This window comes from Heyndrickxia sp. FW510-T9 (assembly GCF_058781025.1).
The window spans coordinates 28688-49686 of sequence record NZ_JBYSWK010000015.1; the positions used below are offsets into that span (position 1 = coordinate 28688).

Annotated in this window: 35 protein-coding genes; all 35 read right to left on the bottom strand. The window is 38.8% G+C overall.

Annotated features, from left to right (window positions below; genetic code table 11):
• Positions 1-4: 4 nt before the first annotated feature.
• Positions 5-802: an energy-coupling factor transporter transmembrane component T family protein gene (locus AC3WJF_RS10065; protein WP_492451711.1), complete on the bottom strand. Its 798-nt coding sequence runs from the start codon at positions 800-802 to the stop codon at positions 5-7.
• Positions 799-1668: an energy-coupling factor ABC transporter ATP-binding protein gene (locus AC3WJF_RS10070; RefSeq protein WP_492451713.1), complete on the bottom strand. Its 870-nt coding sequence runs from the start codon at positions 1666-1668 to the stop codon at positions 799-801. The genes AC3WJF_RS10065 and AC3WJF_RS10070 overlap by 4 nt, the downstream gene beginning before the upstream one ends.
• A complete protein-coding gene (locus AC3WJF_RS10075; protein ID WP_492451715.1) occupies positions 1644-2483 on the bottom strand; it encodes an energy-coupling factor ABC transporter ATP-binding protein in 840 nt (279 codons plus the stop codon). Before AC3WJF_RS10075 ends, AC3WJF_RS10070 begins: the two co-directional genes overlap by 25 nt.
• 295 nt (positions 2484-2778) lie before the next feature.
• Positions 2779-3141, bottom strand: a complete 363-nt coding sequence (rplQ, locus tag AC3WJF_RS10080; protein ID WP_055737824.1) for a 50S ribosomal protein L17 — start codon at positions 3139-3141, stop codon at positions 2779-2781.
• A 35-nt stretch (positions 3142-3176) separates the two neighbouring features.
• The gene (locus AC3WJF_RS10085) at positions 3177-4121 is read right to left on the bottom strand and encodes a DNA-directed RNA polymerase subunit alpha (RefSeq protein WP_492451718.1); all 945 of its coding nucleotides are present in this window, start codon (positions 4119-4121) and stop codon (positions 3177-3179) included.
• A gap of 175 nt (positions 4122-4296) precedes the next feature.
• On the bottom strand, positions 4297-4686 hold the full coding sequence (rpsK, locus tag AC3WJF_RS10090; protein ID WP_492451720.1) for a 30S ribosomal protein S11: 390 nt from the start codon (positions 4684-4686) through the stop codon (positions 4297-4299).
• Between the two features lie 25 nt (positions 4687-4711).
• Positions 4712-5077: a 30S ribosomal protein S13 gene (rpsM, locus tag AC3WJF_RS10095; RefSeq protein ID WP_213096051.1), complete on the bottom strand. Its 366-nt coding sequence runs from the start codon at positions 5075-5077 to the stop codon at positions 4712-4714.
• A 23-nt stretch (positions 5078-5100) separates the two neighbouring features.
• Positions 5101-5214, bottom strand: coding sequence for a 50S ribosomal protein L36 (gene rpmJ, locus AC3WJF_RS10100; protein WP_152154137.1), 114 nt, complete (start codon positions 5212-5214; stop codon positions 5101-5103).
• Between the two features lie 38 nt (positions 5215-5252).
• Positions 5253-5471: a translation initiation factor IF-1 gene (gene infA, locus AC3WJF_RS10105; RefSeq protein WP_055741079.1), complete on the bottom strand. Its 219-nt coding sequence runs from the start codon at positions 5469-5471 to the stop codon at positions 5253-5255.
• Positions 5472-5699: 228 nt separating this feature from the next.
• Positions 5700-5876, bottom strand: coding sequence for a hypothetical protein (locus AC3WJF_RS10110; protein ID WP_492451723.1), 177 nt, complete (start codon positions 5874-5876; stop codon positions 5700-5702).
• A 91-nt stretch (positions 5877-5967) separates the two neighbouring features.
• A complete protein-coding gene (locus AC3WJF_RS10115; RefSeq protein WP_492451725.1) occupies positions 5968-6621 on the bottom strand; it encodes an adenylate kinase in 654 nt (217 codons plus the stop codon).
• Positions 6622-6687: 66 nt separating this feature from the next.
• Positions 6688-7980: a preprotein translocase subunit SecY gene (gene secY / locus AC3WJF_RS10120; RefSeq protein WP_492451727.1), complete on the bottom strand. Its 1293-nt coding sequence runs from the start codon at positions 7978-7980 to the stop codon at positions 6688-6690.
• Complete coding sequence (rplO, locus tag AC3WJF_RS10125; protein ID WP_492451729.1) at positions 7980-8420, bottom strand: 50S ribosomal protein L15; 441 nt, start codon at positions 8418-8420, stop codon at positions 7980-7982. Before rplO ends, secY begins: the two co-directional genes overlap by 1 nt.
• 32 nt (positions 8421-8452) lie before the next feature.
• A complete protein-coding gene (gene rpmD / locus AC3WJF_RS10130) occupies positions 8453-8635 on the bottom strand; it encodes a 50S ribosomal protein L30 (RefSeq protein WP_492451731.1) in 183 nt (60 codons plus the stop codon).
• A gap of 13 nt (positions 8636-8648) precedes the next feature.
• Positions 8649-9149: a 30S ribosomal protein S5 gene (rpsE, locus tag AC3WJF_RS10135; RefSeq protein WP_492451733.1), complete on the bottom strand. Its 501-nt coding sequence runs from the start codon at positions 9147-9149 to the stop codon at positions 8649-8651.
• A 22-nt stretch (positions 9150-9171) separates the two neighbouring features.
• Positions 9172-9534 (bottom strand): 50S ribosomal protein L18, encoded by a 363-nt coding sequence (rplR, locus tag AC3WJF_RS10140; RefSeq protein WP_492451735.1) that lies wholly within the window; start codon positions 9532-9534, stop codon positions 9172-9174.
• Between the two features lie 32 nt (positions 9535-9566).
• A complete protein-coding gene (gene rplF, locus AC3WJF_RS10145) occupies positions 9567-10106 on the bottom strand; it encodes a 50S ribosomal protein L6 (RefSeq protein ID WP_492451738.1) in 540 nt (179 codons plus the stop codon).
• A gap of 27 nt (positions 10107-10133) precedes the next feature.
• Positions 10134-10532 carry a 30S ribosomal protein S8 gene (gene rpsH / locus AC3WJF_RS10150; RefSeq protein WP_492451740.1) on the bottom strand — a complete coding sequence of 133 codons (399 nt, stop codon included), beginning with the start codon at positions 10530-10532 and terminating at the stop codon, positions 10134-10136.
• Positions 10533-10562: 30 nt separating this feature from the next.
• Positions 10563-10748, bottom strand: a complete 186-nt coding sequence (locus tag AC3WJF_RS10155; RefSeq protein WP_055737812.1) for a type Z 30S ribosomal protein S14 — start codon at positions 10746-10748, stop codon at positions 10563-10565.
• Positions 10749-10773: 25 nt separating this feature from the next.
• Positions 10774-11313 (bottom strand): 50S ribosomal protein L5, encoded by a 540-nt coding sequence (gene rplE, locus AC3WJF_RS10160; RefSeq protein WP_492451743.1) that lies wholly within the window; start codon positions 11311-11313, stop codon positions 10774-10776.
• A 26-nt stretch (positions 11314-11339) separates the two neighbouring features.
• Positions 11340-11651: a 50S ribosomal protein L24 gene (rplX, locus tag AC3WJF_RS10165; RefSeq protein ID WP_492451745.1), complete on the bottom strand. Its 312-nt coding sequence runs from the start codon at positions 11649-11651 to the stop codon at positions 11340-11342.
• A 36-nt stretch (positions 11652-11687) separates the two neighbouring features.
• A complete protein-coding gene (gene rplN, locus AC3WJF_RS10170; RefSeq protein ID WP_492451747.1) occupies positions 11688-12056 on the bottom strand; it encodes a 50S ribosomal protein L14 in 369 nt (122 codons plus the stop codon).
• Positions 12057-12102: 46 nt separating this feature from the next.
• Positions 12103-12366, bottom strand: a complete 264-nt coding sequence (gene rpsQ, locus AC3WJF_RS10175; RefSeq protein ID WP_492451749.1) for a 30S ribosomal protein S17 — start codon at positions 12364-12366, stop codon at positions 12103-12105.
• 18 nt (positions 12367-12384) lie between these two features.
• Positions 12385-12588: a 50S ribosomal protein L29 gene (gene rpmC, locus AC3WJF_RS10180; RefSeq protein ID WP_003351417.1), complete on the bottom strand. Its 204-nt coding sequence runs from the start codon at positions 12586-12588 to the stop codon at positions 12385-12387.
• Positions 12578-13012, bottom strand: coding sequence for a 50S ribosomal protein L16 (gene rplP / locus AC3WJF_RS10185; RefSeq protein ID WP_492451751.1), 435 nt, complete (start codon positions 13010-13012; stop codon positions 12578-12580). Before rplP ends, rpmC begins: the two co-directional genes overlap by 11 nt.
• A 2-nt stretch (positions 13013-13014) precedes the next feature.
• A complete protein-coding gene (gene rpsC, locus AC3WJF_RS10190) occupies positions 13015-13671 on the bottom strand; it encodes a 30S ribosomal protein S3 (protein ID WP_492451753.1) in 657 nt (218 codons plus the stop codon).
• A 3-nt stretch (positions 13672-13674) separates the two neighbouring features.
• On the bottom strand, positions 13675-14016 hold the full coding sequence (gene rplV, locus AC3WJF_RS10195) for a 50S ribosomal protein L22 (protein ID WP_492451755.1): 342 nt from the start codon (positions 14014-14016) through the stop codon (positions 13675-13677).
• 18 nt (positions 14017-14034) lie between these two features.
• A complete protein-coding gene (rpsS, locus tag AC3WJF_RS10200; RefSeq protein ID WP_492451757.1) occupies positions 14035-14313 on the bottom strand; it encodes a 30S ribosomal protein S19 in 279 nt (92 codons plus the stop codon).
• 60 nt (positions 14314-14373) lie between these two features.
• The gene (rplB, locus tag AC3WJF_RS10205) at positions 14374-15204 is read right to left on the bottom strand and encodes a 50S ribosomal protein L2 (RefSeq protein ID WP_492451759.1); all 831 of its coding nucleotides are present in this window, start codon (positions 15202-15204) and stop codon (positions 14374-14376) included.
• A 38-nt stretch (positions 15205-15242) separates the two neighbouring features.
• Positions 15243-15527, bottom strand: coding sequence for a 50S ribosomal protein L23 (rplW, locus tag AC3WJF_RS10210; protein ID WP_492451761.1), 285 nt, complete (start codon positions 15525-15527; stop codon positions 15243-15245).
• Entirely contained in the window at positions 15527-16150 is a 624-nt protein-coding gene (gene rplD, locus AC3WJF_RS10215) for a 50S ribosomal protein L4 (protein WP_492451763.1), read from the bottom strand. Before rplD ends, rplW begins: the two co-directional genes overlap by 1 nt.
• A gap of 28 nt (positions 16151-16178) precedes the next feature.
• Positions 16179-16808 carry a 50S ribosomal protein L3 gene (rplC, locus tag AC3WJF_RS10220; protein ID WP_492451765.1) on the bottom strand — a complete coding sequence of 210 codons (630 nt, stop codon included), beginning with the start codon at positions 16806-16808 and terminating at the stop codon, positions 16179-16181.
• A gap of 33 nt (positions 16809-16841) precedes the next feature.
• Positions 16842-17150 (bottom strand): 30S ribosomal protein S10, encoded by a 309-nt coding sequence (rpsJ, locus tag AC3WJF_RS10225; protein ID WP_003354783.1) that lies wholly within the window; start codon positions 17148-17150, stop codon positions 16842-16844.
• Positions 17151-17554: 404 nt separating this feature from the next.
• On the bottom strand, positions 17555-18742 hold the full coding sequence (gene tuf / locus AC3WJF_RS10230) for an elongation factor Tu (RefSeq protein WP_492451768.1): 1188 nt from the start codon (positions 18740-18742) through the stop codon (positions 17555-17557).
• Positions 18743-18871: 129 nt separating this feature from the next.
• Positions 18872-20950, bottom strand: a complete 2079-nt coding sequence (gene fusA, locus AC3WJF_RS10235; protein ID WP_492451770.1) for an elongation factor G — start codon at positions 20948-20950, stop codon at positions 18872-18874.
• Positions 20951-20999 lie beyond the last annotated feature (49 nt).

Genomic DNA, 20999 nt, shown 5'->3' on the forward strand with positions numbered 1-20999 from the left:
CTCATTATGCTCTTAGAATTGTCAAAAGTGCTGTGACGATGATTAAAACAATAAGACTTGCCGTATCAGAAAATGACCATAATAATAATCGATATTTTGTCCTGCCTTCGCCGCCTCGATATCCTCTTGCTTCCATTGCGGTTGCAAGCTCTTCAGCACGCTTAAAAGAACTCACAAAAAGAGGAATCAATAAAGGAACGATTGCTTTAATGCGATCCTTTATTGGACCACTTGTAAAGTCTACACCTCTTGCCATTTGTGCTTTCATAATTTTATCCGTCTCATCCATCAGCGTAGGAATAAACCGCAAAGAAATGGACATCATTAATGCAAGTTCGTGAACAGGGAACCTCACCTTTTTTAAAGGATTTAACAATGTCTCTAATCCGTCTGTTAACGATATTGGCGAAGTAGTTAAGGTTAATAAGGAAGTTACAAATATTAGAATCATGAATCTCAATGAAATAAAAACCCCTTGCCTTAACCCTTCTTCATAAATTTTAATAAAGCCAAAATGAAAGATAAGGTGACCTTCCTTTGTAAAAAATAAATGAAGTACCAATGTAAATAGGACAAGCCAAAGTACGGGCTTTAAACCATTAATAAAAAATCGAAATGGAATCTTCGACACAAAAACAAGTACAATGGTAAATACAGCTAAAAAAGCATACGTAATAATATTGTTAGCCAAAAAAACAATACAAATAAATGCGAAAACAAATATAAGCTTTGAGCGTGGATCTAGATGATGAACGACAGAATCAGTCGGAACATATCGCCCGAATATCATTTTCTCCATCATGATCGCACACCTCGCATTTCAACATTCTTTATGGCATCCGTTAATTCTTCAATGGTAAGACATGTTTTTTCTAATTTTAGTTGGAACTTTTCCTCATATAAATATTGAAAACGAACAACATCCGGAACGTTAAGTCCTAGAGACATTAATTCTTTCGGGGCAGAAAATATATCTCGAGGTGCTCCTGTTTGTTTCAATTCACCATGCTGCAAAATAGCAATTTCATCAGCATACTTTGCGGCATCCTCCATACTGTGTGTAACAAGTATAGTGGAAAGCCCTTTTTCCTTATGCAAACGATAAAACATGTCCATAATCTCCCTGCGGCCGCGTGGATCCAGTCCGGCAGTAGGCTCATCCAAAACAAGAACTTCTGGTTCCATTGCTAATACTCCTGCAATTGCAACCCTTCTCATTTGACCGCCAGATAAATCAAACGGCGACTTTTCTAATACTTCTTCAGGGAGCCCTACCTGTGAAATTAATTCTTTCGCTCGCTTACTAGCATCTTCCTTTGACACACCAAAATTCATTGGTCCAAAACAAATGTCCTTTTCCACGGTCTCTTCGAAAAGCTGATGCTCTGGAAACTGAAAAACGATTCCAACCTTTTGGCGAATCGGACGCAATTGTTTTTCCTTTTTACCTGAGATAACCGTACGGTCACCAATCGTAATCTTTCCATTTGTAGGTTGCAATAACGCATTTAAATGCTGAAGTAAGGTAGACTTACCCGAACCAGTATGGCCGATGATAGCCAGAAACATCCCTTTAGGTATATGAAGATTTATATCATGAAGTGCTAGCCTCTCAAATGGAGTACCAGCTTGGTATCTATATTCTACTTGTTCAAGTGTAATGTCCATAATGCATCCACCAATTCTTCTTCTGTTAGATAATAAGTTGTCAAAGGATAGCCGTTTTCCTTTAATGATTTAGCCATTTTAATTGAAAAAGGAATATCCAATCCGAGCTTAACTAATTCTTCATCCATCTCAAATATGTCACTTGGGATTCCTTCCTTATATACCTTACCGCCATTCATGATAATAATACGGTCAGCTCTAGCAGCCTCTTCTAAATCATGTGTAATCGATATAACGGTCAATCCTATTTTTTTCTTTAATTCACGGATTGTATTTAATACTTCTAATCGTCCTTTAGGATCTAACATTGAAGTAGCCTCATCCAAAATAATTACCTTTGGCTGTAATGCAATGATTCCTGCAATAGCTACTCTTTGCTTTTGTCCTCCGGATAAATGGTGCGGCTCTTGATTCAGAAAGGCAGACATATTAACTTTTTCTAAAGCGTCATGGACTCTTTCCACCATTATTTCTTGCGGTATCCCATTATTTTCTAAACCAAAAGCCACATCATCTTGGACTGTTGTCCCAACAAATTGATTATCTGGATTTTGGAAGACCATTCCGATCCGTTTCCTTACGTCCCACACTGTCTCTTCTGCTAAAGAAATACCCTCTACTGTTACTTCTCCTTTTTCCTGGAAGTGAAGTCCGTTTATGAGTCTAGCCAATGTTGATTTCCCCGAACCATTATGCCCAACAATAGCAAGCCATTCTCCTTCTATCACTTGTAAAGTAATATCTTCAAGTGCATAATGCTCTTGGCCTTCATATTTAAAAAATATATTATTTATAGAGATTACGGGTTCTGTCATCTTCTTCCTCCTCGGGTCTAAGCTAGTCTATTCTAATATTTACTTTCTTTCTCTGCTCTTCTATAAAAAGGAGAATTCACATAATAAATAAAAAAGCCCGCACCCCTCTCCAAGGTTGTGCGCGCCCTTTTAATCATAAACATCAATAAGAGATGGGAGAGGGATACAAGGAGCTAGACGGGACACCTAATAAAAAGGGCGGTGCCCATCATAACACTCTAATAGCTTTAAAATTATACAAAAAGGGCATTGAAGCAGTTATGAATAACTGTCCTGCCCTTAATGTAAACGAATATTAAACTAATTCGATAATTACTACAGGTGCACCGTCACCACGACGAGGTCCAAGTTTCATGATACGAGTGTATCCACCTTGGCGTTCTTGGTAACGAGTTGCGATGTCACCGAAAAGCTTTTGTACAGCATCTTCGTTTGTTTCAGCATTCGCTACTTCGTGACGAATATATGCAGCTGCTTGACGACGTGCGTGTAAATCACCACGTTTACCAAGAGTAATCATCTTTTCAACAACTGAACGTAATTCTTTCGCACGAGCTTCAGTTGTTTCGATGCGTTCGTTGATGATTAAGTCAGTTGCTAAATCGCGAAGTAATGCTTTACGTTGGGCACTTGTACGACCTAACTTTCTGTAAGGCATGAAGTTTCCCTCCCTTGTTGAATTTTACTTTTTGATCAATCGTCTTTTCTTAAGCCTAAACCAAGCTCTTCTAGCTTAGCTTTTACTTCTTCTAAAGACTTACGACCTAGATTTCGTACCTTCATCATATCCTCTTCAGTCTTATTAGCTAATTCCTGAACAGTATTGATACCAGCACGTTTTAAGCAATTATAAGAACGAACGGAAAGATCTAATTCTTCAATGGTCATTTCAAGAACCTTTTCTTTCTGATCCTCTTCTTTTTCAACCATGATTTCAGCATTTTGAGCTTCATCCGTTAATCCGACAAAAATATTTAAATGTTCATTTAATATTTTTGCACCAAGAGAAATAGCTTCTTTTGGTCCAATGCTACCATCAGTCCAAACATCGAGTGAGAGCTTGTCATAGTTGGACATTTGTCCGACACGTGTATTCTCCACTTGGTAATTAACACGTTGTACCGGAGTATAGATAGAGTCAATAGGAATAACACCAATTGGAAGATCTTCACGTTTGTTAAGATCAGCTGGTGTATAGCCACGACCTCTCGTTGCAGACATACGCATACGGAAATGAGCATTCTTCCCTAATGTAGCAATATATAAATCTGGATTTAAGATTTCTACATCACTATCATGTGTAATATCTGCAGCCGTTACGACTCCTTCTCCCTGTACATCAATTTCAAGCGTCTTCTCTTCGTCAGAGTAAATTTTCAAAGCTAGTTTTTTAAGATTTAGGATAATAGATGTAACATCTTCTACGACGCCTTCAATTGTTGAGAACTCATGCATTACCCCATCTATTTGAATAGACGTGACAGCGGCACCTGGGAGTGAGGATAATAGGATACGACGTAAGGAGTTACCCAAAGTTGTACCATATCCACGCTCAAGCGGTTCTACGACGAACTTTCCAAAAGACGTATCATCGTTGACCTCAACCGTTTCAATTTTTGGTTTTTCAATTTCAATCATTCAAATTTACCCTCCTTCAAAACGTCGAAACCCCGGTAAGAATCTAATTCTATAAATCCGAAATTCCCCATGTATACATTCCCGTTTGTGCACAACAACTGGATTAATCTTATCTGTTTCAAAAAACATATCATATCCCATTATTGACAGGGATACAAAATCTCATACAGAAAAATTAAACACGACGGCGTTTTGGTGGGCGACATCCATTATGTGGAACTGGAGTAACATCTTTAATAGCTGTTACTTCTAATCCTGCAGCTTGAAGTGCACGAATAGCAGCTTCACGACCAGCACCAGGACCTTTAACAGTTACTTCAAGAGTTTTCATACCATGCTCAATTGAAGCTTTAGCCGCAGTTTCTGCTGCCATTTGCGCTGCGAAAGGAGTAGATTTACGAGAACCTTTAAATCCAAGCGCACCTGCACTTGACCAAGCAAGAGCATTACCATGTGGATCTGTGATAGTTACGATTGTATTGTTAAATGTAGAACGAATGTGTGCAACACCTGATTCGATATTCTTTTTCACACGACGTTTACGAGTATTAGTTTTGCGTGCCATTCTATTAAGAAACCTCCTTTGCTAATTATTTCTTTTTACCTGCTACCGTTTTACGTGGACCTTTACGAGTACGAGCGTTGTTCTTCGTATTTTGACCGCGAACTGGTAAGCCACGACGATGGCGTAAACCACGGAAAGAACCAATTTCCATTAAACGTTTGATGTTTAAAGAAATTTCACGGCGAAGGTCACCTTCTACTTTTAATTTATCAATAATATCGCGAATTTTATTTAACTCTTCTTCTGTTAAATCACGAACGCGAGTATCTTCAGATACACCTGCTTCAGCTAGAACCTTTTGAGCAGTTGGTTTACCAATACCATAGACATAAGTTAATGAGATCACTACACGTTTATCACGTGGAATGTCAACACCTGCAATACGTGCCATTGAAAAAGCGCACCTCCTTCAAATTATCCTTGTTTTTGTTTATGTTTAGGGTTTTCACAAATAACCATAACTTTACCTCTTCTGCGTATGATCTTACATTTCTCGCAGATTGGCTTTACTGATGGTCTGACTTTCATTTGTCTTTACCTCCTTAACAGTACGGAGTGCATTCATATTATTTATAACGATACGTAATTCTTCCGCGTGTCAAATCATATGGAGAAAGCTCAACCGTAACCTTATCTCCAGGTAAAATACGAATAAAGTGCATTCTGATTTTACCGGAAACATGTGCTAAAACGGTATGGCCATTCTCTAATTCTACCTTAAACATTGCATTTGGCAAAGTTTCACTTACAGTACCTTCAACCTCGATAACATCGTCTTTCGCCACCGAACAAGTCTCCCTTCTATCTACCATTTGGGACCACATTTAATACCTCTTTTACAGTTAGTAATGAGGTATTAGGGTGTCTTCATGTAATTCTTGACCAATCCTATGATCGGCATACTTGCCACCACGGAAAAAGCCCTTTTGCTATGACAATTAATGAATCGCATGAGAGATGTTCGAAAGACGCTCACCAGGCTTTCATTCTTGTAAGCCATGATTAGTGATTTCTCAAGTCACCTCTAATAGCTTCCCGGTTTCTATGTCAATTGTACCTAAAGGATAGGTCAATAAAGAATCACCATGATAGCCATTATAAATAACATCGATAACGATGCTAGATGCCACCATCTTAAGAACGATCTTATAAAATGTAAAGAACAAATTGCTTTGTTCATTTAAGCACATATGCACCCACGCATTCCATTATAACGTTTATAAGAAGGAAATGCATCAAACCTATAAAGAAATTTTTCAGCAATTACATCCAATTACTGAATTATTTTGATAATCCTTCAAGCAACACTACAATATCAGCAAAAACTTTATCAATATCTTGCTGACCATTAATAGTTTGCAAATATCCTTTTTGCTCATAAAAATTAAGTAGAGGTTGAGTTTGTTTAATGTTAACCTCTAAACGGTTTTGAACAGTTTCTTCATTATCATCTGGTCTTTGATATAATTCACCGCCGCATCGGTCACAGACACCTGGACTTGTAGGAGGATTGAAAACGAGATGATAAGTGGCACCACAATTTTTACAAATTCGGCGGCCTGTTAAACGTTCCATTAAAATACCTTTATCTACTTGAATGTTTATGCAAAAGTCAATTTGCTTGTTTAAACCAGTAAGAATTGCTTCTAAGCTTTCAGCTTGTGGAACCGTTCTAGGAAATCCATCAAGTAGAAATCCATTTTCACAATCCTTTTTACTTAAACGTTCACGAACAATGCCGATTGTTACTTCATCAGGAACAAGTTCGCCTTTATCCATAAAAGACTTAGCCTTCAAGCCTAGTTCCGTGCCTTCTTTCATAGCTGCTCGGAACATGTCTCCAGTTGAAATATGAGGGATATCATACTTATCTACGATTCTTTCGGCCTGAGTTCCTTTACCGGCACCGGGAAGACCCATTAATACTAAGTTCACTAGTACTTCCCCCTTAAGACTTAGGTCCATGCTTTAGGAACAAGTGATTGTTCCTAAAACATAGTTTTACTTGATAAATCCTTTATAATGACGCTTCACAAGCTGTGATTCTAATTGCTTCATAGTATCAAGTGCAACACCGATCATAACAAGTAAACTTGTTCCACCGATTTGAACCGTTGTAGGTAATTCTGCAACAGCAGTAAATATTACCGGAAGGATTGCAACAGCTGCAAGGAATAAAGACCCTACAAAAGTTAAGCGATAAAGTACGCGAGTAAGATACTCTTGTGTACTTTTACCAGGACGAATTCCCGGAATATATCCACCTTGTTTTTTCAGGTTATCAGCCATTTGTTCAGGATTCACTTGTACAAATGCATAGAAATATGTGAAAGCGATAATTAACGCTACGTAGATTACAGCGCCTACTGGTTTTGTATAATCAAATACCCATTGAATCGTATCTGTTACATTGTTGGAACCAAAGAAGGATGCGACCGTTCTTGGTGCAACGATGAAAGATACTGCAAAGATTACAGGAATAACTCCTGCAGCATTTACTTTCAAAGGTAAATGTGTTGAATGTCCTCCAACAGGATTACGACCCGCAAGACGTTGTGCATATTGAATTGGAATTTTCCTTAATGCTTGTTGCACAAAAATAACTCCAACTACAATAGCAATAATAACTAAAATAATCAGTAATAAGATCACAATTTTTAAAAATAACTGTTGACCAGCATTTTTAAATTGTTGTTCGTAAATCTGACTAATCATAGTTGGTACCCTAGCAAGGATACCTGCAGCAATAAGGATCGATATTCCATTACCAACACCATGTGCTGTAATTTGTTCACCTAACCACATTAAAAATGCAGTACCGGCGGTTAAAACAACTGCAATAATTAAGTAGGTACCCCATCCTGGATTTAAAATCAATTGACCTTGAGTCATTGAATTAAATCCGTAGGACATACCAATACCTTCAATAAAAGCAAGAATAATTGTGAAGTAACGTGTAAATTGTGCTAATTTACGACGCCCTACTTCACCTTGTTTAGACCATTCCGTAAATTTCGGAATAACATCCATTTGTAATAACTGAATAATGATAGAAGCGGTGATATACGGCATAATCCCCATCGCAAAAAGTGAGAATTTATAAAGCGCTCCACCGCCAAATGTATTCAGGATACTGAAAAAACCACTTTGATCATTAGCTTCCAATGCTGCCGAATTTACAAACGGTACAGGAATAAATGCTCCGATTCGAAATACGATCAACATTAAAAGAGTGAATAATATTTTACGTCTAATATCACCAACACGCATAAAATTGGAGATTGTTGAGAACATTAAACCACCTCGGTAGTTCCACCAGCAGCTTCAATTGCTTCTTTAGCAGCAGAGGAGAATTTGTGAGCTTTTACAGACAGTTTTTTTTCAAGCTTACCATTTGCAAGAATTTTTACTCCAGATTTCTCTTTGCTTACAACTCCTGTTTCGATTAGAAGAGCCGGTGTAATTTCAGTACCGTCTTCAAAGCGATTTAAAGCATCAAGATTTACAATTGCATAATCTTTACGGTTGATATTAGTGAAACCGCGTTTTGGTAAACGACGGAATAAAGGTGTTTGACCACCCTCAAAACCAGGGCGTACTCCGCCACCTGAACGAGCGTTTTGACCTTTATGGCCTTTACCAGCAGTCTTCCCATTTCCGGAACCAATACCACGACCAACACGATTACGCTCTTTGCGTGATCCTTCAGCAGGTTGTAATTCATGAAGTTTCATTGTCGGCACCTCCTTGTATAATCAAAATTAGATTATTGTTCTTTCACTGTTACAAGATGAGCAACTTTAGTAATCATACCACGGATAGCGGCATTATCTTGTTGTTCAACTGTTTGATTTACTTTACGCAAACCAAGAGCCTTAACTGTATCACGTTGATCCTGAGGACGACCGATCAAGCTGCGAGTGAGGGTAATCGCTAATTTGTTTGCCATTATAATTCCCTCCTTATCCTAACAGTTCTTCTACTGATTTATTACGTAATTTTGCAACATCTTCCGCACGTTTCAATTGTTTAATACCCTCAATTGTCGCACGAATCATGTTAATAGGTGTATTTGAACCTAAAGATTTAGATGTGATATCCGCTACCCCACCTAATTCAAGTACCGCACGTACTGGACCACCAGCGATTACTCCAGTACCTGGAGAACCTGGTTTCATAAGAATATTACCAGCACCGAAGCGACCAATCACTTCATGCGGAATCGTTGTACCTACCATAGGTACTTCAACTAAGTTTTTCTTAGCATCTTCAACAGCCTTGCGAATTGCATCAGGTACCTCTTGTGCTTTACCTGTTCCGAAGCCAACATGGCCATTTCTGTCACCAACTACAACAAGTGCAGAGAAACGGAAGCGACGTCCACCTTTAACAACTTTCGCAACACGGTTTACAGTAACAACGCGTTCTTCTAATTCAAGTTTGTTAGGATCAATGTTACGCATCTATTTGTCCCTCCTTTTTCTATTAAAATTCTAGACCGTTTTCACGAGCTGCATCAGCAAGAGCTTTAATACGTCCGTGATAGAGGTATCCACCACGATCAAATACAATACTCTTATAGCCTTTTTCTACCGCACGTTTAGCGATTAATTCGCCAACCTTTACAGCAGCATCTACATTGCTTGATGATTCTAAACTAATTTCTTTATCAAGTGTTGAAGCACTTGCTAAAGTAACGCCATTCAAATCATCAATCAATTGTGCATAGATATTTTTATTAGAACGATATACGTTTAAACGAGGACGTGTCGTAGTTCCACTTAATTTAGCGCGAACACGTGCATGTCTTTTCTTACGCACCTGATTTTTATCTGGCTTAGTAATCATTGTGGTCACTCCTTTCTACTATCTAAGCAGTATTATTTACCTGTTTTACCTTCTTTTCTACGTACATATTCGCCTTCGTAACGAATACCTTTACCTTTATATGGCTCTGGCGGACGAACGTCACGAATATTAGCAGCTAAAGCACCAACGCGTTCTTTACTTGTACCTCTTACAATAACTTTTGTATTAGATGGTACTTCGATCTCAAGACCACTTTCAGCTTCGAATTCAACAGGATGAGAATAACCAACATTCAATACAAGTTTAGTTCCTTGTTTTTGAGCACGGTATCCAACACCGATTAATTCTAATGTTTTTTCATAACCTTTTGATACACCTTCAACCATGTTTGAAAGTAACGCACGAGTCGTACCATGTAATGCACGATGTGCTTTTGCGTCTGAAGGACGAGTAACATTGATTACATTTTCTTCAACGCTAATTGTGATATCTGGGTTAAAGCTGCGAGAAAGCTCGCCTTTAGGACCCTTCACTGTTACATTGTTATTTCCATCTACTGTAATCGTTACACCAGATGGAACTTCAATAGGTTTTTTACCTACACGGGACATTTATCTGCACCTCCGTTCATTTCAGTATTACCAAACGTAAGCTAGTACTTCTCCACCAACTTGTTTGTTACGAGCTTCTTTATCCGTTAAGACACCTTGAGAAGTAGAAACAATTGCGATTCCAAGGCCATTAAGTACTTTTGGAACCTCATCTGCCTTTGCGTATACACGTAAGCCTGGCTTACTAATACGCTTAATACCAGTAATTACACGCTCATTATTTGAACCGTATTTCAAAAAGATACGGATGATTCCTTGCTTGTTATCTTCGATATATTCAACATCACGAACGAAACCTTCACGTTTTAGAATTTCAGCAACTTCTTTTTTGATTTTAGAAGCAGGTACTTCTAATTTTTCGTGACGCACCATGTTTGAGTTTCGAATGCGAGTAAGCAAATCTGCGATTGGATCTGTCATTACCATATGATTTTACCTCCTTCCCAAATTCGGGTTTTACCAGCTAGCTTTTTTAACACCAGGAATTTGACCCTTGTATGCAAGTTCACGGAAACAAATACGGCAAAGTTTGAATTTGCGAATAACTGAATGTGGACGGCCACAACGTTCGCAACGTGTATAAGCTTGCACTTCAAACTTTGGTGTGCGTTTTTGCTTCACGATCATAGATTTTTTAGCCACGTTTACGCCTCCCTTATTTTGACGATTACTTTTGGAATGGCATTCCGAACTGAGTTAATAACTCGCGACCTTCTTCGTCTGTTTTTGCAGTTGTTACGATAACGATATCCATACCACGGATTTTACTTACTTTATCGTAATCAATCTCAGGGAAGATAAGTTGTTCTTTTACACCAAGTGTGTAGTTACCACGACCATCGAATGACTTCTTGGAAATACCACGGAAGTCACGAACACGTGGAAGTGAAACTGAAATTAATTTATCAAGGAATTCATACATACGCTCTCCGCGAAGTGTAACTTTACAACCAATAGGCATACCTTCACGTAGACGGAATCCCGCGATAGAGTTTTTTGCTCTAGTAACAACTGGTTTTTGTCCAGTAATTAATGTTAATTCTTCAACAGCATTATCAAGTACTTTTGCGTTTTGAACTGCGTCACCAACACCCATGTTGATTACGATTTTTTCAATTTTAGGTACTTGCATTACTGATTTATAGTTAAATTTGCTTGTTAAAGCAGGTGTTAATTCTTTTTCATATTTTTCCTTTAGGCGGTTCATGTAGTGTACCTCCCTTCATCTAAGAACTATTTATCTAAAACTTCACCAGATTTTTTCGCTACACGTACTTTTTTGCCATTTACTTCTTGATAACCAACACGAGTAGGCTCGTTTGATTTAGGATCTAATATCATTACATTGGATACGTGAATAGGTGCTTCTTGGCTAATGATTCCACCTTGTGGGTTAATTTGTGAAGGCTTGGAATGCTTTTTAACGATGTTCACGCCTTCGACAATCACACGGTCTTTTTTAGGAAATGAAGCTAGGATGACACCTGTTTTTCCTTTATCTTTACCTGTAATAACCATTACTTTGTCGCCTTTTTTTACATGCATCTTAATCGCACCTCCTTGATTAATAAACTATATAGATTAAAGAACTTCTGGAGCTAAGGATACGATTTTCATGAAATTATTGTTACGTAGTTCACGAGCAACAGGTCCGAAGATACGAGTTCCACGTGGACCCTTGTCATCACGGATAATTACACATGCGTTTTCATCAAAACGGATGTATGAACCATCAGGACGTCGCATACCGCTTTTCGTACGTACAATAACAGCTTTAACGACATCACCTTTTTTAACAACGCCTCCTGGTGTTGCTTGTTTGACTGTACAAACGATAACATCACCAATATTTGCTGTTTTACGGCCAGAACCACCTAGAACTTTAATCGTTAAAACTTCTCTAGCACCAGAGTTGTCAGCAACTTTTAAACGAGATTCTTGTTGAATCATGATTGTTTACCTCCCTTCGGAATAAACATAAATCCGATACTTTCCATTAGATTATAACAGCTTTTTCAACGACTTCTAAAAGACGGAAACGCTTTGTCGCAGATAATGGACGTGTTTCCATAACGCGAACGATATCGCCAATTTTCGCTTCGTTTTGCTCATCATGAGCTTTAAATTTTTTAGAGTACTTCACGCGTTTGCCGTAAAGTGAGTGTTTTTTATAAGTTTCTACAAGAACAGTTACTGTTTTGTCCATTTTATCAGAAACAACACGTCCTGTATAAACTTTTCGTTGGTTGCGTTCACTCATTGTGCAAACCTCCTCTCATTATCGATTGTTAACACCGATCTCTCTTTCACGGATCACGGTTTTCATGCGAGCAATCGCTTTGCGTACTTCACGGATGCGAGCAGTATTTTCAAGTTGCCCTGTAGCTAATTGGAAACGAAGATTAAATAACTCTTCTTTTAAAGATTTTACTTTTTGTTCTATTTCTGCAGTGGTAAGGTCACGAATTTCATTAGCTTTCATTTGATTCACCACCAATTTCTTCTCGTTTTACGAATTTACATTTAACCGGTAATTTATGCATAGCAAGGCGTAATGCTTCACGAGCAACTTCTTCAGATACACCTGCAATTTCAAACATAATTTTACCTGGTTTAACAACTGCTACCCAGCCTTCAGGAGCACCTTTACCGGAACCCATACGAACTTCTAATGGTTTTGCAGTATATGGTTTGTGAGGGAAGATTTTAATCCAAACTTTACCTCCACGTTTCATATAACGAGTCATCGCGATACGAGCAGCTTCAATTTGACGGTTAGTGATCCAAGATGCTTCAAGAGCTTGTAAACCAAATTCACCAAATGCTACTTCAGTACCACCTTTCGCACGACCACGCATTTTTCCACGGTGTTCGCGACGATATTTAACGCGTTTAGGTAATAACATGATTATTTTCCTCCTTCCTCAGTCTTTTTCTTCGTAGGAAGAACCTCTCCACGATAAATCCATACTTTTACGCCAAGTTTACCGTAAGTTGTATCTGCTTCAGCATGTGCATAATCAATATCAGCACGTAGAGTATGAAGTGGAACAGTTCCTTCACTATAGCCTTCTGTACGAGCCATGTCAGCTCCACCAAGACGGCCTGAAACTTGTGTTTTAATTCCTTTTGCACCAGCACGCATTGCACGTTGCATAGCTTGCTTTTGTGCACGACGGAAAGAAACACGATTTTCTAATTGACGAGCAATATTTTCAGCTACTAATTTAGCATCGATATCTGCTTTTTTGATTTCAACAATGTTAATGTGTACGCGTTTGCCAGTTAGTTCGTTAAGTGCTTTACGAAGTGCTTCAACTTCAGTACCGCCCTTTCCAATTACCATACCTGGTTTCGCTGTGCGGATTGTGATATTAATACGATTTGCAGCACGTTCAATTTCAACACCAGAAACAGATGCATCGCTTAAACGTTTTGCAATGTATTCACGAACTTTAATGTCTTCATGTAGAAGGTCAGCGTAGTCCTTTTCCGCGTACCATTTAGATTCCCAGTCACGAATGACTCCGATACGTAAACCTATTGGATGTACTTTTTGTCCCACGAATTATCCCTCCTTTTTTTCTGATACTACGATTGTAATGTGGCTAGTACGTTTATTGATTTGACTTGCACGGCCCATAGCGCGTGGACGGAAACGTTTTAGTGTCGGTCCTTCGTTTACATATGCTTCTGTAACTACAAGGCTATTAACGTCCAAATCATAGTTATGCTCTGCGTTAGCAATAGCAGATTTTAAAACTTTTTCAACGATTGGTGAAGCAGCTTTTGGTGTGTGATTCAAAATAGCAACTGCTTCGCCTGCTTGCTTACCTCGAATTAGATCAACAACTAGGCGTGCCTTACGAGGAGCAATACGAACTGTTCTTGCAACAGCTTTAGCTTGCATCGGGATGCCCTCCTCTCATTAGCGTCTTGTTTTCTTATCGTCACTAGCGTGACCTTTATAAGTACGAGTTGGTGCAAATTCACCAAGCTTATGACCTACCATATCTTCTGTTACATAAACCGGTACATGCTTACGACCGTCATAAACTGCGATTGTATGACCGATAAATGTAGGGAAAATTGTAGAACGACGAGACCAAGTTTTGATTACTTGTTTTTTCTCTGTTTCATTAAGCTTTTCGACTTTAACCATTAAATGTTCATCAACAAAAGGTCCTTTTTTTAAGCTTCGACCCATGCTCGAACCTCCCTTCGTGATTGCGCTACGGCCCTTAATCTGAACCGTAGTTCAACCGCGTTATTTTTTGCGACGACGCACAATAAATTTATCAGACTTGTTATTTTTCTTACGTGTTTTGTAACCAAGCGTTGGTTTACCCCATGGAGTCATCGGAGATTTACGTCCGATAGGAGAACGTCCTTCACCACCACCGTGTGGATGGTCATTAGGGTTCATTACAGATCCACGTACAGTTGGGCGCTTACCTAACCAGCGAGAACGACCTGCTTTACCAATATTGATTAATTCGTGTTGTTCGTTACCAACTTGACCAATTGAAGCACGGCAAGTTGCAAGAATCATACGAACTTCACCAGAAGTTAAACGTACAAGTACGTACTTACCTTCTTTACCAAGTACTTGCGCAGAAGTACCTGCTGAACGTACTAATTGTCCACCTTTACCAGGTTTTAACTCGATATTATGAACAACTGTACCAACTGGGATATTTACTAATGGAAGTGCGTTACCCACTTTAATATCTGCATCTGGTCCAGATACTACTTCCATACCCACTTTTAAGTTTTTTGGAGCTAAGATATAACGCTTTTCTCCATCAACATAATTAATTAGTGCGATATTAGATGAACGGTTTGGATCATACTCGATTGTAGCAACACGTCCTGGTATACCATCTTTATCACGTTTAAAGTCGATAATACGGTATTGACGCTTATGACCGCCACCTTGATGACGAACTGTTAACTTACCTTGGTTGTTACGGCCGCCTTTGCTTTTTAGAGGCGCAAGTAAAGATTTTTCCGGTCTATCAGTAGTGATTTCCGCAAAATCAGAAACTGTCATGCCGCGACGTCCATTAGAGGTCGGTTTGTATTTTTTGATCGCCATGTTTTTCCCTCCTCTTCTATTCTTTCAAGATCGGTTTATTAAACCTCGAAAAATTCAATTTCTTTGCTGTCAGCAGTTAATGAAACAATTGCTTTACGGCGCTTGTTTGTATAACCTGCATGTTTACCCATACGTTTGAACTTACCTTTATAGTTCATCACATTTACTTTAGCAACTTTCACACCAAAGATTTCTTCTACAGCATCTTTAACCTGTGTTTTGTTTGCACGTACATCTACTTCAAATGTATATTTCTTGTCAGCCATAACATCAGTAGATTGTTCTGTGATGACGGGGCGCTTAATGATATCGCGTGAATCCATTAACCAAGCACCTCCTCTACTTTTTCAACTGCAGCTTTTGTCATGATTAATTGATCATGAGAAACTACATCTAAAACATTAATACCATTTGCTTCAACAACAGTTATACCAGGGATATTACGAGCAGATAATGCAACATTAGCATCTAAGCCATCTGTTACTACTAATGCTTTTTTAGCCACTGATAAGTTTTTAAGAACTGCTACGAAGTCTTTTGTTTTTGGAGCATCAAAAGATAATGATTCTAATACTAGAATCTTCGCTTCTAATACTTTTGTAGAAAGTGCTGATTTAATAGCTAATCGGCGAACTTTCTTTGGTAATTTGTAGCTATAGCTACGTGGAACCGGACCAAATACTGTACCGCCTCCGCGCCATTGTGGTGAACGAATAGATCCTTGACGAGCACGTCCAGTACCTTTTTGTTTCCACGGCTTACGACCACCACCACGAACTTCAGAACGAGTTTTAACTTTATGAGTTCCTTGGCGTAAAGATGCTCTTTGCATAACAATTGCATCGAATAATACATGTTGATTTGGTTCAATACCAAACACAGAGTCTTTTAGTTCAACTTCTCCAACTTGAGATCCAGTTTGGTTGTATAGAGCTACTTTCGGCATTCCTGTTTCCTCCTTTCCTTTATGTTAATTACTTTGCTTTAATCGCTGTTTTGACTTTAAGCAATGCTTTTTTAGGACCAGGAACATTACCCTTAACTAGGATAAGATTATGTTCTACATCAACTTTTACAACTTGTAAGTTTTGAATAGTAATTTGTTCTCCACCCATGCGTCCAGGTAATGCTTTTTGCTTGAATACACGGTTTGGAGCAACAGGACCCATAGATCCAGGGCGACGATGATAACGAGAACCGTGAGCCATTGGTCCACGAGATTGTCCGTGGCGCTTGATAACACCTTGGAAACCTTTCCCTTTAGAAATTCCAGTTACATCTACGATGTCACCTTCTGCAAAAATATCAACTTTGACTTCTTGACCAATTTCATACCCATCTAAGTTTTCCGCATTAAATTCGCGAACGAAGCGCTTAGGAGCAGTATTGGCTTTTGTTACATGACCTTTTTCTGGCTTGTTAGCAAGCTTTTCGCGTTTATCTTCAAAGCCAAGCTGAATTGCTTCGTAACCGTCTGTTTCAACAGTTTTCTTTTGAAGAACAACGTTTGGAGTTGCTTGAATTACCGTTACAGGAATAAGATCACCATTCTCAGCAAATACTTGCGTCATACCGATTTTTCTTCCTAAGATTCCTTTGGTCATGAGTCACACCTCCTGTTTTTCGTAAGATATTTATTAAAGTTTAATTTCAATGTCTACACCAGACGGTAAATCTAAACGCATTAATGAATCTACTGTTTGTGGAGTAGGGTTCACAATATCGATTAGACGTTTATGCGTACGCATTTCAAATTGCTCACGAGAATCTTTGTACTTGTGCACAGCACGAAGAATTGTGTATACAGATTTTTCTGTTGGTAACGGAATCGGACCGGATACAGCTGCACCAGATCTTTTTGCTGTTTCAACAATTTTCTCTGCAGATTGATCAAGAATTCTGTGATCATATGCTTTTAAACGAATACGAATTTTTTGTTTTGCCATTACTTTCCCTCCTTTTTCGCCTATTTTACATAGACATTCTCCATGGAAATTTCCCCCACACTCGCCATGGCAAAGCGGCCGGGTGTGTCGGCAACCTTCCACTTCATCGCAGTCAAAGACCAACATTGTCTATTATACATAAAACACATATAATATGCAACAATAAGCTGGATATTTGTTAGGTTTATTACACTTTTTTTATTATACATACTTCACCGCCCAGCTTCAAGGCTTTCGTGGTAACGTAGAATTTTCAATTTATTTTGTTTTGTAGATAGAATTATTATATAGAAGAAAAAATCTATCTACTAGATAATCCGGTATGCAATTGTTGGCCGATCTTAATTTATTTTTACAAACAAAAAAGCAGACGATCGTCACCGTCTGCTTTTTATAATTAAACATTATTTGCTGATTGTAGTTACAACGCCTGAACCAACAGTACGTCCACCTTCACGGATTGAGAAACGAGTTCCTTCTTCAATCGCGATTGGAGCAATCAATTCAACAGTCATTTCTGTGTTATCGCCAGGCATAACCATTTCAGTACCTTCTGGAAGTTGAACAATACCAGTTACGTCAGTTGTACGGAAATAGAATTGCGGACGGTAGTTTGTGAAGAATGGAGTATGACGTCCACCTTCTTCTTTAGATAATACATAAACTTCAGCTTTGAAGTTAGTATGTGGTGTGATTGTTCCTGGCTTAGCAAGAACTTGACCACGTTGGATATCTTCACGAGCAACCCCACGAAGAAGTGCACCAATGTTATCTCCAGCTTCTGCGTAATCAAGAAGCTTACGGAACATTTCAACACCTGTTACAGTAGTTGATTTTGGTTCTTCAGAAAGACCGATGATTTCAATAACATCTCCAACTTTAACTTGACCACGTTCTACACGACCTGTAGCAACAGTACCACGACCAGTGATAGAGAATACGTCTTCTACTGGCATCATGAAAGGTTTGTCAGTATCACGTTCTGGAGTTGGGATATACTCATCAACTGCAGCCATTAATTCAATGATTTTTGCTTCCCATGCTGCGTCGCCTTCAAGAGCTTTAAGAGCAGAACCTTTGATAACTGGTACATCATCACCAGGGAAGTCATATTCAGATAGAAGGTCACGAACTTCCATTTCTACTAATTCAAGAAGTTCTTCGTCGTCTACCATATCACATTTATTCAAGAATACTACTAGGTATGGTACACCAACGTTACGAGATAAAAGGATGTGCTCACGAGTTTGTGGCATTGGACCATCAGCAGCAGATACTACTAGGATACCACCATCCATTTGTGCAGCACCAGTGATCATGTTCTTAACATAGTCAGCATGTCCTGGGCAGTCAACGTGCGCATAGTGACGATTATCAGTTTCATATTCTACGTGTGCTGTGTTGATTGTGATACCACGCTCACGCTCTTCAGGAGCACCGTCGATTTGATCATAAGCACGTGCTTCTGCTTTACCTTCCTTTGCAAGAACAGAAGTGATTGCAGCTGTTAAAGTAGTTTTACCATGGTCAACGTGACCAATTGTACCGATATTAGCATGTGTTTTGGAACGGTCGAATTTAGCTTTACCCATTAGAAAATCCTCCTCAATTTTAAATATATAAATTGGTAAGTATATATGGCGCTTAAAAGATGTGTACATCACCTTTTAAGCAGTCATAGCATATAATGTATTTATACTTTATTAAAGGCGATAAATCAATTATTCGCCTTTATTTTTTTTGATAATTTCTTCAGAAATGGACTTCGGAACTTCTTCGTAATGATCAAAGTGCATAGAGAATACTCCACGACCTTGAGTACTTGAACGAAGTGCAGTTGCATAACCAAACATTTCTGAAAGTGGAACCATTGAGCGAACTACTTGAGCGTTTCCGCGTGCTTCCATACCTTCTACACGTCCACGACGTGCTGTAATTTGCCCCATGATATCACCTAAATATTCTTCAGGGATAACAACCTCAACCTTCATTACAGGCTCAAGGATAACAGGGCTACATTTTGAAGCAGCGTTCTTAAGTGCAAGAGATGCAGCAATTTTGAATGCCATTTCACTTGAATCGACATCATGGTAAGAACCATCATACAGTCTTGCTTTAACATCCACTAATGGATATCCGGCAAGAACTCCTCGATCAAGTGCATCTTCAAGTCCTGCTTGAACTGCTGGGATGTATTCACGAGGAACCACACCACCGACAATTCCGTTTTCGAACTCGAAGCCTTTTCCTTCTTCGTTTGGTGAGAATTCAATCCAAACATGTCCGTATTGTCCACGTCCACCAGATTGACGCGCGAACTTACCTTCAACTTGTGCAGAAGAACGGAAAGTTTCGCGATAAGAAACTTGTGGAGCACCAACATTTGCTTCTACTTTGAATTCACGTTTCATACGGTCAACGATGATATCTAAGTGAAGCTCACCCATACCTGCAATGATAACTTGTCCAGTTTCTTGATCAGTATGAGCACGGAATGTTGGATCTTCTTCTTGTAATTTTTGTAAAGCTGTAGACATTTTGTCTTGGTCAGCTTTTGATTTTGGTTCTACTGATAATTCAATAACTGGTTCTGGGAATTCCATGGATTCCAAAATTACAAGGTTCTTTTCGTCACAAAGAGTATCACCAGTTGTTGTATCTTTCAAACCTACAGCTGCTGCGATATCTCCAGAATGTACTTCTGAAATCTCAGCACGGTGGTTAGCGTGCATTTGCAAGATACGTCCTACACGCTCACGCTTACCCTTTGTAGAGTTTGTTACATATGAGCCTGATTGTAATGTACCAGAGTACACACGGAAGAATGTTAATTTACCAACATAAGGGTCAGTCATAACTTTAAACGCTAGTGCAGCAAATGGTTCTTCATCACTTGAATGCTTTTCGATTACTTCATCAGAATCAGGAGCTGTACCTTTAATTGCTGGTACATCTAAAGGAGATGGAAGATAATCAATTACAGCATCAAGCATTAATTGAACACCTTTGTTTTTAAAAGCAGATCCACAGATAACTGGGTAGAATTCTACATTAACGGTACCTTTACGAATAGCAGCTTTTAACTCTTCAACAGTGATTTCTTCACCGCCAAGGTATTTTTCCATTAATTCTTCATCAAGCTCAGCTACTGCTTCTACTAATTTTTCATGATATTCATCAGCTTGATCTTTGTATTCAGCAGGAATTTCAACCTCAGTGATTTCAGTTCCTAAATCATTACCATACATAATAGCCTTCATTTCAACAAGGTCAATAATACCTTCAAATTGATCTTCAGCACCGATAGGTAATTGAATTGCATGAGCATTTGCTTGTAGACGCTCATGTAATGTTTTTACAGAATACAAGAAGTCAGCACCAATTTTATCCATTTTGTTTACGAATACTACACGTGGTACTCCGTAAGTTGTCGCTTGACGCCAAACTGTTTCCGTTTGAGGTTCTACACCTGATTGCGCATCAAGTACAGCTACCGCACCGTCAAGTACACGAAGAGAACGTTCAACTTCAACAGTGAAATCCACGTGTCCTGGAGTATCGATGATGTTAACGCGGTGACCTTTCCATGATGCTGTTGTTGCAGCAGATGTGATCGTAATACCACGTTCTTGTTCTTGCTCCATCCAGTCCATTTGAGATGCACCTTCATGAGTTTCACCGATTTTATGAATCTTACCAGTGTAATAAAGGACACGCTCAGTTGTTGTTGTTTTACCAGCATCGATGTGTGCCATGATACCGATATTACGAGTATTTTGTAGAGAGAACTCTCTTGCCATGTGGTTTTCACCTTCCTTTGTATGAATAATTTTTTATAACTGAAGGTTT